General features: G+C 33.9%; 16 protein-coding genes and 1 tRNA gene. 8 read left to right on the top strand and 9 right to left on the bottom strand.

Translation table 11 applies throughout. From position 1 onward, the window contains the following. Positions 1 to 17: 17 nt before the first annotated feature. Positions 18 to 1100 carry a GTP cyclohydrolase II gene (locus AAGD90_RS01710; RefSeq protein WP_341822021.1) on the bottom strand — a complete coding sequence of 361 codons (1083 nt, stop codon included), beginning with the start codon at positions 1098 to 1100 and terminating at the stop codon, positions 18 to 20. Between the two features lie 29 nt (positions 1101 to 1129). Beyond that, a tRNA-Leu gene (locus AAGD90_RS01705) sits at positions 1130 to 1217 on the bottom strand. Positions 1218 to 1407: 190 nt separating this feature from the next. Here AAGD90_RS01705 and AAGD90_RS01700 point away from each other — a divergent pair. Then, positions 1408 to 2682: a metallophosphoesterase gene (locus AAGD90_RS01700; RefSeq protein ID WP_341822020.1), complete on the top strand. Its 1275-nt coding sequence runs from the start codon at positions 1408 to 1410 to the stop codon at positions 2680 to 2682. A 27-nt stretch (positions 2683 to 2709) separates the two neighbouring features. On the opposite strand, the gene dnaA is transcribed toward AAGD90_RS01700, so the two are convergent. Next, positions 2710 to 4092, bottom strand: a complete 1383-nt coding sequence (gene dnaA / locus AAGD90_RS01695; RefSeq protein WP_341822019.1) for a chromosomal replication initiator protein DnaA — start codon at positions 4090 to 4092, stop codon at positions 2710 to 2712. 342 nt (positions 4093 to 4434) lie between these two features. Here dnaA and AAGD90_RS01690 point away from each other — a divergent pair, with 342 nt between their 5' ends. Continuing rightward, positions 4435 to 5172, top strand: a complete 738-nt coding sequence (locus tag AAGD90_RS01690) for a glutamine synthetase (RefSeq protein ID WP_264373658.1) — start codon at positions 4435 to 4437, stop codon at positions 5170 to 5172. Between the two features lie 9 nt (positions 5173 to 5181). Here the strand turns inward: AAGD90_RS01690 and AAGD90_RS01685 are convergent, their stop codons facing one another. After that, complete coding sequence (locus AAGD90_RS01685; protein ID WP_341822018.1) at positions 5182 to 5490, bottom strand: hypothetical protein; 309 nt, start codon at positions 5488 to 5490, stop codon at positions 5182 to 5184. A gap of 93 nt (positions 5491 to 5583) precedes the next feature. Between AAGD90_RS01685 and AAGD90_RS01680 the strand changes: the two genes are divergently transcribed. Then, positions 5584 to 6534 (top strand): IS481 family transposase, encoded by a 951-nt coding sequence (locus tag AAGD90_RS01680; protein WP_338482200.1) that lies wholly within the window; start codon positions 5584 to 5586, stop codon positions 6532 to 6534. A gap of 903 nt (positions 6535 to 7437) precedes the next feature. Here AAGD90_RS01680 and AAGD90_RS01675 read toward each other — a convergent pair. Further along, positions 7438 to 7851 carry a hypothetical protein gene (locus tag AAGD90_RS01675; protein ID WP_264339682.1) on the bottom strand — a complete coding sequence of 138 codons (414 nt, stop codon included), beginning with the start codon at positions 7849 to 7851 and terminating at the stop codon, positions 7438 to 7440. A gap of 281 nt (positions 7852 to 8132) precedes the next feature. Continuing rightward, complete coding sequence (locus AAGD90_RS01670) at positions 8133 to 8366, bottom strand: hypothetical protein (RefSeq protein WP_341822017.1); 234 nt, start codon at positions 8364 to 8366, stop codon at positions 8133 to 8135. Positions 8367 to 8533: 167 nt separating this feature from the next. Here AAGD90_RS01670 and AAGD90_RS01665 point away from each other — a divergent pair, with 167 nt between their 5' ends. The 4 genes from AAGD90_RS01665 to AAGD90_RS01650 are packed head-to-tail and all read left to right on the top strand — an operon-like array spanning position 8534 to position 10824. Then, on the top strand, positions 8534 to 9172 hold the full coding sequence (locus tag AAGD90_RS01665) for an HAD family hydrolase (protein ID WP_010081930.1): 639 nt from the start codon (positions 8534 to 8536) through the stop codon (positions 9170 to 9172). After that, positions 9172 to 9669 (top strand): RDD family protein, encoded by a 498-nt coding sequence (locus tag AAGD90_RS01660; RefSeq protein WP_010081931.1) that lies wholly within the window; start codon positions 9172 to 9174, stop codon positions 9667 to 9669. Before AAGD90_RS01665 ends, AAGD90_RS01660 begins: the two co-directional genes overlap by 1 nt. A 59-nt stretch (positions 9670 to 9728) precedes the next feature. Beyond that, on the top strand, positions 9729 to 10205 hold the full coding sequence (bfr, locus tag AAGD90_RS01655) for a bacterioferritin (protein WP_010081932.1): 477 nt from the start codon (positions 9729 to 9731) through the stop codon (positions 10203 to 10205). Position 10206: 1 nt separating this feature from the next. Beyond that, a complete protein-coding gene (locus tag AAGD90_RS01650) occupies positions 10207 to 10824 on the top strand; it encodes an SURF1 family protein (RefSeq protein ID WP_070357010.1) in 618 nt (205 codons plus the stop codon). A 30-nt stretch (positions 10825 to 10854) separates the two neighbouring features. Here AAGD90_RS01650 and AAGD90_RS01645 read toward each other — a convergent pair whose 3' ends face one another. Continuing rightward, a complete protein-coding gene (locus tag AAGD90_RS01645) occupies positions 10855 to 12573 on the bottom strand; it encodes a monovalent cation:proton antiporter-2 (CPA2) family protein (RefSeq protein ID WP_341822016.1) in 1719 nt (572 codons plus the stop codon). 5 nt (positions 12574 to 12578) lie between these two features. Beyond that, a complete protein-coding gene (locus AAGD90_RS01640; protein WP_010081997.1) occupies positions 12579 to 13151 on the bottom strand; it encodes a thioredoxin family protein in 573 nt (190 codons plus the stop codon). A gap of 108 nt (positions 13152 to 13259) precedes the next feature. On the opposite strand from AAGD90_RS01640, the gene tmk reads away from it, so the two are divergent. Then, on the top strand, positions 13260 to 13850 hold the full coding sequence (tmk, locus tag AAGD90_RS01635) for a dTMP kinase (RefSeq protein WP_010081998.1): 591 nt from the start codon (positions 13260 to 13262) through the stop codon (positions 13848 to 13850). On the opposite strand, the gene AAGD90_RS01630 is transcribed toward tmk, so the two are convergent. Further along, positions 13843 to 14097, bottom strand: a complete 255-nt coding sequence (locus AAGD90_RS01630; protein ID WP_338481950.1) for a hypothetical protein — start codon at positions 14095 to 14097, stop codon at positions 13843 to 13845. The genes tmk and AAGD90_RS01630 overlap by 8 nt on opposite strands. Positions 14098 to 14178: the final 81 nt, after the last annotated feature.

The raw sequence follows: 14178 nt of genomic DNA, 5'->3' as shown, positions 1-14178 counted from the left end.
TAGTTACAGCAAAAAAGCTAAAAAACTCTTAATATATGGCCTAATTTACCAAACTTTGTCTCCATATATGAATCGTTATATTTATTACGTTCCACAATAAGTGGTAGACACTTTGTAACTCCTATACCACTACTTTCCAATTCTGACAATTTCCTATCATTGTTTGTAAGTAATTGGATTTTGTTAATGTTCAATTTCTTAAGCATTTTAGCTGCAACAGCAAAACTCCTTTCATCATCTTCAAAACCCAATATTCTATTTGCATCAACAGTATCAAGATTATGTCCTCTTTGCATACTGTACGCTCTTAACTTATTAGTTAAACCAATGCCTCTTCCATCTTGCATCAAATACAATATAATACCACTTCCAGAGTCAGCTATCATTTGAATTGCTTGATGTAACTGACTTCTGCAATCGCATGACAAGCTATCTAACAAGTCACCCGTATAGCACGAAGAATGAATTCTCACTAATGGTTCGTCATCTTTATCTGGATTGCCAATGATAATTGCATGATGTTCTCTTCCACCACTTTCGGTTCTATAAGATATGATATTTACTTCTTGAGTCTGTTTTAAAAATAATGATGTTTTGCACACTTCATATACATCCTGATTTTCTTGAAAATTATTTATGAATGACGTGTCCAGTGCAATAACGTCATTTTTCTCGCACCAATTTCGCATTTCATGGTTATTCTCAAAAGTCATATCAGCCACTAACGCGTATGGCAATAATTCTGAGAACTTAAGCAAGGCAATAGCACATTCATCTATTGTCTTTGAGCATTGCAACTCTTTTATGCAATCTTCCTTTGAACAGTTTATTAAATAGAGCAGTTCATCAAAATTATTCACCAACAGACGTTTGCTGTTATGTTCTTTATTCTGAGATATGTATTTTACCTTACTTGAAGTTAAAGTAACATATACATTACTTGATGTAAGCTTGTATTGATTAAATAAATCTCTTTCTAAAGCCTCAGCAGCAGCAAACAATAGGTAATTACTTTCATCATATATTACAATTGGCCGACCGCGCCTGATTTCGCTGATAGCTCTTTCTACCTTATTGCTACTCTGATTTCCTATAAACATTTTTACCCATATTAAACAGCGATAAAAACTGGTGCGGCCGAGAAGACTTGAACTTCCAAGGCCTTATGAGCCACAGCGACCTCAACGCTGCGTGTCTACCAATTCCACCACGGCCGCACTATATTCTAGTTTTTATATAATTATTTTAAATTACTTAATCATTTTAGAATTTTTCATCTAGAGTGTCAATCTGATACTAGAATAATTTAGAAATTGTTTGTATAATTTGATTATGAATTTTGTGATTATAAATTTTAATCATTTAAGATAACCTTACTACTAATTTTTAACTTAGGTTTTTATACAAATGAATATAGCTAATATCTTTATTTTTTTAGCTCTCTCTCTTATAACTAGCTTTCATTTCGTCCATGCACAAATATTATACACATGGTCTCAAGTTATCCCAGAAAATAAACTAAGCATACGCGCAATTACGGACAATGACATGTGTCCCATTGTTTATGTTGATGGCGAGGAAACAGAAATGCTGAATCGCAGCTCAATTAACAATGGTGATCATAACGAAACAGTTTGTGAACTGACAGTACAAACAAGTGCCAAAAACATTAGTATTGAGGATCTACGGGTTCCTATATTACCAAAAAAGGTTAATAAAATTGCTTTCATTGGTGACACGGGCTGTAGAATAAATATGTCATTTCAGCAGGAATGTAATTCGGTAGATAGCTGGCCTTTAAAAAAAAATTTAGATTCAATCGCCCTTCATAAACCAGATTTAATTATCCATGTTGGTGATTATCATTATAGACAAAAAAAATGTAGAAATACAAAAAAGTGTGGCGATATTTATGGATATAATAAAGAAGTTTGGTACGCTGATTGGTTTGAGCCTGCAAAGGATATTTTATCACAATCCCCTTTCCTTTTTGTTCGTGGAAACCATGAGAGTTGTGGTAGAGCTTATGAAGGATGGTTCAGGTATCTAGATTCATACCCCTTTTCGTCTGAAAAATGTGGAAACTTCGTTTCTAGTTGGTCCTTAGATGCTGGACCGATGAAATTTTTTATCTTCGACTCTTCATCCGGTGAGGATATTTTTACAACCCAAAGCACAATTGATGCTTTTGAGAGGCAATTTGATAAATTGATACAAAATAGTTCTGACAAGCCCATGTGGTTTTTAACTCATAAACCGCTTTGGAGATCTCCAAAAAAAGAATTTTTGACATTAAAAAGCCATGGTAATCTTACACAAATCGAAGCTTTTGGAGATAAATTTCCAAGCAATGTTACTACCATAATTTCTGGCCACATTCATATAGCCCAGATTTTATTAATGGATAATGTTCCAGACCAAATTATAGTTGGAAACGGTGGTGCATTATTACACGCTCAAGATCAAGAATCTGTTTATCAAAATGTAGAATTTGACTATTCAAATGGTAAAAACTACTTAGCACACGAGGTTAGAAACTTTTTTGGCTTTGGCTTTGCAATACTAAATTTAGATGATCACGAATTTACCTTCTATAATCAACACAATAAGGAAATGTATTCTGCGAAGCTAACAGAAGATTTTAAACTTAAACGGATCAAAACTATAGTCGATTCATTTTAGGATTTGTTATTAGCTATTTTAAAAACGCTACTTAAACATTTTTTTTAATCGATTGATTTCATCAGCAAATTTTGAGTCGGTCTTTATAAAATTTTCTACTTGTTTTACTGCATGTATAACAGTAGCATGGTCTCTGCCACCAAAGTTTCTCCCAATATCTGGTAGGCTTTTTTGCGTAAATTTTTTGGCAAAATACATAGCTACTTGTCTTGGCCTTGCAAGACTGCGAAGCCTTCTATTGGATTGCATATCTGCAACCTTTATATTGAAAAATTCAGCTACTTTCTTTTGTATTTCTTCTATTGTGACTGACCTATGATTTGACCTAAGAAGATCGATTAGGGTTTCACTAGCTGATTCTACCGTCATACTTCTTCCAATTAATGAGGTATGGGTAACCTTATTTAATGCTCCTTCTAATTCTCTTATATTAGATTTTATGTTCCTTGCTAAAAACTCTAGGACATCTTTCGGAACATACATATTCATCTGCTCCACTTTTGCCTGCAATATACCAAGCCTTAATTCAAAAGTTGTTTCATTAATATCTGCCACCAACCCCCAACCGAGTCGTGATTTTATTCTTTCTTCCACTCCATCAAGATCACTAGGAGACCTATCAGCTGATATAACCAATTGTTTATTTTGGTCTATCAATGCATTGAAAGTGTGAAAAAATTCTTCTTGTGTACTATCTTTACCACTGATAAATTGCACATCATCTACCATCAATACATCTACTGATCTAAATTGCTCTTTAAATAACATAATATCTTTGCTTCGCAGCGCTGTAATATATTGGTACATGAATTTCTCTGCTGATAAATACACCACTTTTCTTTTTGCTGATGGGGAATTGACTATGTGCCAAGCTATAGCATGCATTAGATGTGTTTTACCAAGTCCCACTCCACCATATAGAAACAAAGGATTGCTGCCTAATATTGGATCTATAGATTCTGCCACACGCTTTGCCGCCGTAAATGCTAATTCATTTGGCTTTCCCACTACAAAATTATCAAAGGTGAACCTTGGATCCAGCGGCGAACCAAGATTATGATTACTTTCCTCTCTGTTTTTTAGTATAACATTAAAATTTGAATTCCTCTCCTCAATTACTTGAATATCAATAGAACGTATACTTTTATCTTCGCTTTGCCATAATGATAATATTTTTTTCATGTAATGAACTGTAATCCACTCTTTTATAAACCTTGTTGACACGGATAAAAGAACTTCCCCATTTCTGCTACTGACAAATTTTAGTGAACTCAGCCAGCTATTATATGTTGCTTCTCCATAAAGATTATAAAGACAATTTTGGATTTTTTCCCAAGTAACATTGTGATCCGTTACTGTAATAATCTGATCAAAAAACATAGTAGAAACCTTAGGGCTAGTTAAGTTCATATACCACACCAAGAAAAAAGCAATAATTAGAAAATATAAGATAATCAATAGCTTACTGCAAAATGAAAAGCTAATACTACTTAATACATACTAAAAATTATGGTGATTTTTTGATGGGTTGTAAAGGGTATAAAAACATTAAAATTGATCATTTTTATTTCAAAAAAATGAAAAATTTGTAAATGTCGCTTGTATCGAGGATTAGAAGCATGCTATTAAAAACAGTAATACATTATGTATAAATAAGATGTTAAATTTACTGGCAAATAAGTAAAGTATTCATATAAATAAAGTATTCATATAAATATAGCTAACCTAATATAGATTTACTGAAGCAAATTTATGATTATATTAAGTAATTTGAGTTGTTATGCTGTATTCGGTATTGAACTAGAGTTTTACATTGAAGGAATAGAAAAAGAATACTTATTTCTGAATAGCATCAAAAATAAAATAGCATCTCTTGAATTTTCTTGCGAGAAGGAGAATTCTACACATCAGTATGAGATAAAAAGTGGTTGTTATACGAACTCCTACAATTTAATTAAGCATTTTGAGTTAGCAAAACAATCACTTACTGAAACAGCACAAAAACTAGGTGGGAATGTTTCTTTTAAAGCAAAGCCTTATTTGGATAGAGCAGGCAGTGCATTAAATGTGCATGTTAATCTCGTGAATTCAAATAACGGTAACTTATTTTATATCAATGAGCAAAAGTACAGTGACTATCTGATTCATAGTATTGGTGGATTATGTGCAATGATGAAAAAACATATGTTGTTTTTTGCTCCAAATGATGATTCATATTTAAGATTTCAGTACCCGGATATTCACACTCCAACTACGATTAGTTGGGGAATAAATAACAGAACTGCTGCAATAAGAATTCCCTATTTTGGCAACGATTCCAAAAGATGCCGCCTAGAGCACCGTGTTCCTGGAGCAGATTGCAACCTTGAAAAAGTACTCACAGCAATAATTGAAGGTATAGTTTTTGGTATAGAGAACAAAATTGCTCCGCCAAATAGAGTGTATGGCATTGCATCTGATCCTCAATATAAGATGGAGAGTTTGATATAGCAACTACATCTAAAACCCTAACCCGTTAAATGGCTGTTGGATAATTGGCTGTTTTAGCACTTCCCTCACATCATTATTTACATTCCCGCACTGTAATAGCCACTCTGCAGGAGATAGTTTTCTCTCAGGTTTAGATTCTATACTAATATTTGCACTTGGTCTTTCAGGAAGTGGATTACCAAGCGCATCCATGTGTTTAGGTAAAGGTTCCATAACAATATTTGTAGCACTAGAAACGGAATGACTATCTTTAGTATCAGCGCTTTTAGAAAGTGAATTACCTTTGAAATCCATATGTTTAGGTAGTCCATTTTTCATTTCTTCTTCTGCTCTTTTATTTTTTAATTCTTCTTCTAGATGTATGGTCCCAGAGAGTGATGGTATACTATCATCATCATTTAAGGAGTCATTATGGGACAGATATTACATGGGTGCGCCAAAACAACACAGACGATTCGTAGAGCAATACAAAATAGAAAAGAGAGCATAGCAAAACTCTCCAAGCATTATAACCTTAATCCAAAAACTATTATTAAGTGGAGAAAACGTTCATTTACGAAAGATGCTGATATGGGTCCAAAGCATCCAAGATCAACTGTTTTAACGCTAGAAGAGGAAGCTATAATAGTTACATTTCGCAAGTATACACTACTGCCACTAGATGATTGCCTTTACGCTCTGCAGTCTACAATTCCGCATTTGACTCGCTCTAGCTTGCATCGTTGTTTACAAAGACACAACATTAGCAGATTACCAACTGTTGATGGAGAAGTTAAGTCAAAAAAGAAATTCAAACAATATCCTATCGGTTACTTTCATATTGATATTGCTGAAGTTAGAACTGAGGAGGGCAAATTACATTTGTTTGTTGCTATTGATAGGACATCCAAATTTACCTATGTTGAGTTGTGTAACAGTGCTACAAAACCCATAGCTGCTGAGTTCTTACGTAATTTGATTAGAATTTTACCGTATAAAATCCATACTATTTTGACAGATAACGGTATACAATTTACAAACCAGAAGCGTCATAAGTATGCTTTCCAACATATATTTGATAGAGTTTGCGAAGAGAATGTTATTGAACATCGTTTGACAAAAGTTAGCCATCCTTGGACGAATGGGCAAGTCGAGCGTATGAATAAAACTTTAAAGGATGCTACAGTTAAGAAGTATTACTATCAATCGCACCAGCAACTTAAAGAACACCTTTATAACTTTGTTATGGCTTATAATTATGCAAAGAGACTCAAAACTCTTAAGGGTCTTACTCCTTATGAATTTATATGTTATCAGTGGACACAGTCTCCAGAATTATTTATACTAAATCCACACCATCACACTCTGGGACCATACATCTAATACAGAGAAAAACACATTAACAAGAATAAAAAGTGAAAAAGCCTCACAACAACCCACCCCCGGATATACGGCGATAGGCTACATTATAATTTAATCACCTGTCAATAGACTTCTTGCATAGTTTTTGGCAACAACCGTTAGAAACGAAAAAACTTCCTTGACAAACTCCGCCAGCCCCCTTATCATGAAACTGAAGGTATTCAGTTATCTTCATCTGTGCAGATTAAACAGCAAGAAAACAACGTAGTTGGCGTCTTATTTTTAATTTTTTGCACTATGTGTACCTTATGTCTTCACAATATTTCTAGGTTTTTACCTACACAAGCTGAAACGCGCTTATAAGTCGTTTAAGACAGTATAGTACGCCAATTTGCAGGATTAGGGAGTGACAACTAGCTAACACGGGGTTTCTTTTGCCTTTTTTTCTGCTTAGTAAATTTCTTAAACATTTAAACTAAGGTGAGTTGCATTTAAAAGCAGCTAAATTGCAGTGTTTAAGACTTAAAAAACGCCAATGTTCTAAAATAGATATTAGCTGGGGCTTCTTTTGCCTTTTTTTCGTTTGGTAAATTTCTTAATGTTTATAGCTAACATGAAGCTAAGTACGAACTTTGTTAAATACAACAAATGGTGTCATCCCAGTGCTCCTTTTTTTGTCATCCGAGTAGCTGACACTGGGATCTATTTTGCATGTAACTCCAATTGTGTTTTGGCATAAAACGCGACGCGTATTAGACTTATTTGCAAGCAAAGCTTGCTAGATCCAAGTAGTCAGGGCACTGGGATAACATCATAGGGACACTGGGATGACACCCTGACAATCGTCATCCCGCTACTTGTTAGCGGATGAGATACCGCGGCGGTATGACGGTTCGTGGCGGTATAATGAAGCTTGAAAGCGGATCACCTTTCACGACCCGTGTTTACTTCATTCACTTTAGGAGTATTAACAGGCGTTATTGCCGGGTTTTCAAGCTTTGTTGCCTGCTTCAAACCCTCGCTTACACTTTTGTCCTTTAAAATTTCATCAAGCTGCTTACTCTTTTGTTGCTCTTCGTTATTTGACGTATCTCTTTGAGCATCTTCTTTCATGCCACGAGCATTCTCTACATCCTTTTCACCTTCACCTAAAAATTTTTCTAATATTTTCTTAACAAAGCGCTTCAGAAGACTCAAAAACCCTTCTTCTTTTTGATTTTCTTGTGGTTGAGGCGTGTTATCTTTTTTGTCCGGCTCAGTGTTGAGCTTCTCTTTTACAGAACTCTTGCTTACTGAGGGATTAACGGTTTGTGAATCGTGCTCTGATGCTGTTTGCACAGAAGCTTCAGTAGTCTTTTTTTGTGTATTATGTTCAAGGTCTTTAACTGCTGTTGTAGTTTTTCTCGGAGTGTCTTGGAGTTTTTTGTCACTTTTTGGCTCTGCAACTTTTTCACTTGTGAAGATGCCCTTCCCTTTATATTGTTGGTCAAGCTCAGCAATTCTTTCAAAATCTTGACGTATAGCTCTTTTTACAATAATCCGAACAGACCGTAATATGCTACTGGCCTGCTATAGCCATAAACACATATCTTATCGCATTCGGACTATTATAAGAAAGGCTATACTTTTTCATCTGCACGTCCTTTTTGACTTTCAAATTTCTGACTCAATTCTGCAACGTTTTTCATTTTGTTCTCAAGCTCCTTACTTTTCACAGCTTTTAGAGCCTCTGTTCCTTTTGCGATATAATTAACCTTCTTTTCTAATGAGGTACCTTCTGGAAAAGCACCTGGAGAACGTTCAAAAACATCTTTAAACTTTTTTTCAACACTTTCTTTAGATGTCTGGGCCATACCTGTTACCTATTAAAACATATCATATAATCAGTATATTAGCTAATTATATAAAAAACAGTTAACATAACTTGTGGTAAAAAGTGTTTATCAAGGGCGTCCTATTTATATCTTTTTCATTAAAATGCTATTTACTTATTAAGTTAAAATGTATAATTATATAAGAGATGAAAGATAGCTCATTAGCAGTAGTATTCGATTGGGATAATACCTTAGTTGACACTCAAGATAATATTTTTAATGCTATTAAGCATACCATAAACTCAATGGGGTATAGTAATAAAGCTGCTGATAGAAATTCCCATGAGTCGAGAAAGAGCTATATGGTCAATTTATTTGGCGATCAGTGGAAAAAAGCGAATCAGATATATCAACAATATTTAGATGATGCACTATTGCAAAACATTGCTTTGAATCAAGGAGTAGAGAAAATGTTGCAGACACTGAAAAGCCACAATATTTATCTAGCAATAGTAAGTAATAAGAAAAATACTAATTTACGTAAAGAAGTTGCCTATTTTAAACTAGATTCCTACTTTGAAAGAGTGGTTGGGTCATGCGATACTGCAGAAGATAAACCATCTGCAACCCCACTGCTATTTGCACTAGAAGAGAGTACGTTGCCTATAAATAGAGAAAATGTGTTTTTCGTTGGTGATAGCATCACAGATGTTCTGTGTGCACAAAATGCCAATTGTTTACCTATTATATACGGTCAATCAATAAGCGGTTATGAAGATTTGTTATGTTTTCAACATTTTGATAAACTTACAGATTTTATAATAAAGTATTTAGAAGATAGGTAATGACCACTGTTACAGAGATTGCCAGTATAATAAGACGCTTTTGCGCATATTTGATAGATAGAGCAATTTTATTAATTCCAAACTTATTAATCAGACTATTGTTAAAGAATTTTCCGTTAATTTCATCTATGTGTATAGATTGCAGTTACTTCACATATTTTATATCTTCAAAAGCCCAAGCAACTCCTGGTCAGCAATTAATGAACATACATACCATAAGCTTGGACGGTTCTAAAATAGATTTGAGTTTAGCATTTGATAGAAGCATTTCTCAGTTTTTTCTTTCTCTATTATATAACATAATAGTTATCCTCATCGAGCTTTTCCAAGAACAGGACGTGTTAATAAACGCTTTCGATATATTAATAGTGCTACTCACTATATTAACGGTGCTGCTCACTCTTTGCTGGTATCTAGTTGCTTGCTTCTCTAAGAAAAAACAGACATACCACGACATGCTATTTAATACGGTTGTTATCAAAGGAAATATTAAATGAGTTGCTATAACTATCGTTATCATATAAATTATGCTGATGAATTGAACTAAGGGAAGATTATGAATGAAGAGATAGTAAAACATTTGAACAAATTATTGACCAATGAGCTAACTTCTGTACGCCAGTATCTTTTGCATTTTGCGATTCTCAAAAACAATGGAATTAATAGATTTGCAGAAAAGGTAAAAAATGAGCTTAACGAAGAACTTGAACATGCAAACAAGTTGGCAGAAAGAATTTTGTTATTCAAAGGAGTTCCAAATTTTCAGGATACAAACGAAATATCAAAGCATGATGGAAAGTTTACAAAAGACACAATACGGAAAATCTTAGAAGCTAATTTGAAATTAGAGGGAAAAGGTATTAAGGATATCAAAGAAACGATTTCTATCGCTGAGAAAGAAAAAGATTTTGTTAGTGTAATGTTATTAGAAGAGATGTTAAAAAATGAAGAAGAGCACTTCCATTGGATTGAAAAACAGATTGACCTTATTGAACTAATGGGTGTTGAAAACTATTTAAGAACACAAATATAGAGTGTTAAAAAAAATAGTATTTATTTTAATTGTACCTTGCTTGCTCCTTTTTTTATTAGGATTATGGCAAGTATTCAGATTGAACTGGAAGAATAATATTATCAAAAATATGAGTCTTCCTGTTGTTCATCTGTTGCCCAATAACGACCTTGAAAAATTTAACTATAGGCATGTCAAGATTGATGGGATTCTAAGTGACATAGAACTATATGTTTTTGCAGGGCAACACGGCTATCACGTGCTGTCTCCTATGTTGCTCACCACTGGACGTTACATGTTGGTGAATAAAGGAATAGTCGGAGAAAAAAAGGAGAAAAAAGTAAAAATTGAAAAAGTAGTTGCAGATGGAATTTTATATTGCGATAGCAATAAAAGTAAAAATTGGTTTATCAAGAACGATACTGCTTCGAATACATGGTTTACCCTGAGTACAGAAGAAATTTCCAATGAGTTAGGTATTAAGCTAGAGAAGTGTGTATTGTGGCCGAACAATTTTGGCAGCAAAGTAGCTATACAGCCAATGAAGCATTTGGAATATGCAATCACTTGGTTTGCACTTTCCTTAATTTGGTTGATTATGTGCGTAATTTACTATAGGCAAAACCTCAATAAAGCTTGAAGCTTTCTGTACATAAAATTAGAGAAGTAGTTATTCATCTTTATCAATACCAAGGTCTTTTAACATACTGTAATTGCCTTTTCTGAATCTACTTTTTAAAGACGTAACTCCACTTTCGCTAATACCACTAAGGCTCAGTGCAGCTCCACCTAGCTGCAATCCTATCTCAGATGTTTCAGGAATAATTTTACTAGCTCCTAGATCTCTATAAACCTCCACATTACTCAGATCTGGTAAGCGTATTACAATATTTACATGCGGAAAATTTGCTGCAACTAAAGAAACAACTTTTTTTATAGTAACTTCATTCTTTATTGAAATAACGAGAGCTTGAGCTCTTTCTATTCCTACCGATTTTAAAATTTCACATCTTGTAACATCTCCAAGATATATAGGAAAACTATCACTTTTTCCTTCTTTGACTATTTTCGATTGAATATCTACAACAACGTAACTTAAATGCTCTGCCGTAAGCATTTTTGTTACCATATATCCCACTCTACCAAATCCAGCAACTATCACATGGTTATAAAGATCTTGTGTATCTGTTTCAACAGCTTCATCATCTAATATTGTTTTCTCAGTGCTAAATGAGTTTGCTATCCAATCTCCAAGCCCCGATAAAAGAGGAGTGAAAGCCATGGTTACTGTAGTTACCATCATAAGTACTTGAGCGATTTCACTTGGTAGCACATTTAGCTCATCTGCTAAGCGAAACAAAATAAACGCAAATTCACCGCCTTGTGAAAGCAGTAACCCAGCTTGTATAGCAGGTGCACTCTTAAACCCAAAAAATCTACACAATATATATATAATAGATGTTTTTAAAACGATAAGGATAATCGATAATAAAGTAATTAGTGGTAACTTATTGAGTAAAAGTTCGGTATTGATGGACATACCAACAGTCATGAAAAATAAGCCAAGAAACAAATCTTTAAATGGCAATACTGCGTGTTCTACTGAGTGTCTATATTCTGTTTCTGCAACTAACAATCCAGCAACAAATGCACCTAATGCTAACGATAAATGGAATTGCTCAGTAATAAATGCTGCTCCTAATACTATTAAAAGCGTTGTTGATATAAAGATCTCATTACTTTCCATTTTAGCAATAACCGAAAATAAAGGTCTAAGCAATAATCTACCAGTTATAAATATCAGCACTAATGCAATAGCTGCTTGCACCAATGAACCTGCCAATGAGCTTATCAGGCTGTGCTCAGAATTGCCAGTAAGTAAAGGTACCAGTACTATTAATGGTACCACTGCAAAATCTTGCATTAATAGCACTGCTATCGACAACCTACCAACCTGACTTGCTTGAGAACCTTTTTCTTGCAGAACCTGCAACACTATTGCTGTTGAGGATAGCGCAAGCCCACCACCAATAACTGTTGCTATATTCGTATTCACTCCGAAAGCAAGAGCGATGCACCATATTGCTACCATGGTAACTATAACTTGAAGAGAACCGAACCCAAATACATGAATACGCATAGCGATCAGGCGTTCAAATGTCAATTCAAGGCCTATAATGAATAATAGAAAAACTACACCAAATTCTGCAAGATTATCCATTGCTTCAGCTGAGTGTATCAGATTAAATCCGTGAGAACCAATAACTGCACCTGCAACGAAGTAACCAAGCACTGGACTAATATTCATTTTCCAAAATGCTATGACTATAAACACAGCAGCAGAAAGCAAAATTATAATATCAAACAAATGCTGAGAGCCACTGTGCATGATATTTAACCTGTAGAATTAGACCATTTAATTGAGCAGCCAATACTTGATTTTTGGTCAATTGGAGAATTACCAGTTTCTGCAATAAATTTCATAGCTTGAAATAAGTCACTACTTCCTACTTCATAGCTTTGAACCTTTTCTTTTTTTGTGTCGTTAAAACGTCCACGATAGCAAAGGTTTAAATTGGAATTAAAGCCGAAAAAGTCAGGAGTGCAAACAGCCCCGTATTCTTTAGCTATTTTCTGTGTACTATCAATTAAATATGGAAATATAAACTTATTTTCCTTGGCAAAATTAATCATATTTTCAAAGGAATCTTCTGGATATTCATTTACATCATTTGGCATTATTGCAATGGTGTTTACCTGATAATCTTTTTTCAATTGATCAACATCGCTTACCAGATTGCTAATAATTGACTGAACGTAAGGACAGTGATTGCATATAAACATTATAATAAGACCATTTTTTCCACAACAGTCACTTAATGCATAATATTTATTGTCTACTCCCAAAAGATTAAAATCTTTTGCAGTAAAACTAAAATCGACTTTAGGAGTATTCAGAGCAACCATAGACTATTATTATACCACATGTAATTTACGGTCTTATTATTTAAATGTCAAACGGTTTCTATGTATACTGTTTGCATATTCTTTTTTAGTATTATAATTATAAAACTTATGTTCATAACTTTCGAAGGAATAGACGGCTCTGGTAAAACAACACAATCTAAGCTACTTGCAAATCATTTTAAGCAAATTCGCGGCGAAAATAATGTGGTATTGACTCGAGAACCAGGTGGCACTAACTTTGCAGAGAAGGTAAGAGGAGTATTGTTAACGAATAATATTGATTCTATTTCTGAACTCTTGCTACTTATCTCGATGAGGCGCGAACATATGAAAAAATTAATATTACCAGCTCTTGCAGAAGGAAAAATAGTGATTTGTGATCGGTTTATTGATTCAACTATTGCATATCAAGGATATGGGTTTGGAGTTGACTTAGGGCTAATAAGGGACTTACATAAGCTAGTGGAAATTAAATATCCAGATATTACATTCATTCTAGATATTGATGTTAAAGTTGGGTTAAATAGAGCAAAAGACAAGAATAAATATGAAGAAATGGATGTTAATTTTTACAATAAGGTCAGAAAAGGATTTCAGGAAATAGCCATAAAAGAGCCCGTTAGGTGCAGTGTTATCACTGGAATTGAAACAAAAAATGATAATCACGTACACAATGAAATTATTGATAAAATCACCTAGCTTGTGATAGAAAATTATCAATTTCAGGTAACATTATTTCATATGAATAACTTTTTGTTTGAGTAGCTAAAAAATCCTGTATTTTGTCTGGATCTTCTTCACTTATCATCTTATATGCCCTTGCGAGGTTCATTAATTCACTTCTATTTTTTTTATTGCTTACTTCAGTAATAGTAAAAAATTGATCAAAATGGTCTAAGAGGTCTTTATTTTTTATTGAAGACACAATATCGTCAATTTCTTTCACATATAATGCAAGTTTGTGTGCTTTACTACGATCTTCAAAACAAAGATTAACAAGCACGTTACGAAACCTATCTTTCGTAGT

The organism is Wolbachia endosymbiont (group A) of Ischnus inquisitorius (assembly GCF_964026985.1).
Classification (GTDB): Bacteria; Pseudomonadota; Alphaproteobacteria; order Rickettsiales; family Anaplasmataceae; genus Wolbachia; species Wolbachia pipientis.
The sequence above is the reverse complement of the archived record's forward strand: the minus strand, read 5'-3'. Positions and strand labels throughout refer to the sequence as shown.

Coding starts and splice junctions, on each gene's coding strand:
- AAGD90_RS01710 (WP_341822021.1), bottom strand. CDS start 1,100: ATGTTTATAGGAAATCAGAGTAGCAATAAGGTAGAAAGAGCTATCAGC.
- AAGD90_RS01700 (WP_341822020.1), top strand. CDS start 1,408: ATGAATATAGCTAATATCTTTATTTTTTTAGCTCTCTCTCTTATAACT.
- dnaA (WP_341822019.1), bottom strand. CDS start 4,092: ATGAACTTAACTAGCCCTAAGGTTTCTACTATGTTTTTTGATCAGATT.
- AAGD90_RS01690 (WP_264373658.1), top strand. CDS start 4,435: ATGATTATATTAAGTAATTTGAGTTGTTATGCTGTATTCGGTATTGAA.
- AAGD90_RS01685 (WP_341822018.1), bottom strand. CDS start 5,490: ATGAAAAATGGACTACCTAAACATATGGATTTCAAAGGTAATTCACTT.
- AAGD90_RS01680 (WP_338482200.1), top strand. CDS start 5,584: ATGGGACAGATATTACATGGGTGCGCCAAAACAACACAGACGATTCGT.
- AAGD90_RS01670 (WP_341822017.1), bottom strand. CDS start 8,366: ATGGCCCAGACATCTAAAGAAAGTGTTGAAAAAAAGTTTAAAGATGTT.
- AAGD90_RS01665 (WP_010081930.1), top strand. CDS start 8,534: ATGAAAGATAGCTCATTAGCAGTAGTATTCGATTGGGATAATACCTTA.
- AAGD90_RS01660 (WP_010081931.1), top strand. CDS start 9,172: ATGACCACTGTTACAGAGATTGCCAGTATAATAAGACGCTTTTGCGCA.
- bfr (WP_010081932.1), top strand. CDS start 9,729: ATGAATGAAGAGATAGTAAAACATTTGAACAAATTATTGACCAATGAG.
- AAGD90_RS01645 (WP_341822016.1), bottom strand. CDS start 12,573: ATGCACAGTGGCTCTCAGCATTTGTTTGATATTATAATTTTGCTTTCT.
- AAGD90_RS01640 (WP_010081997.1), bottom strand. CDS start 13,151: ATGGTTGCTCTGAATACTCCTAAAGTCGATTTTAGTTTTACTGCAAAA.
- tmk (WP_010081998.1), top strand. CDS start 13,260: ATGTTCATAACTTTCGAAGGAATAGACGGCTCTGGTAAAACAACACAA.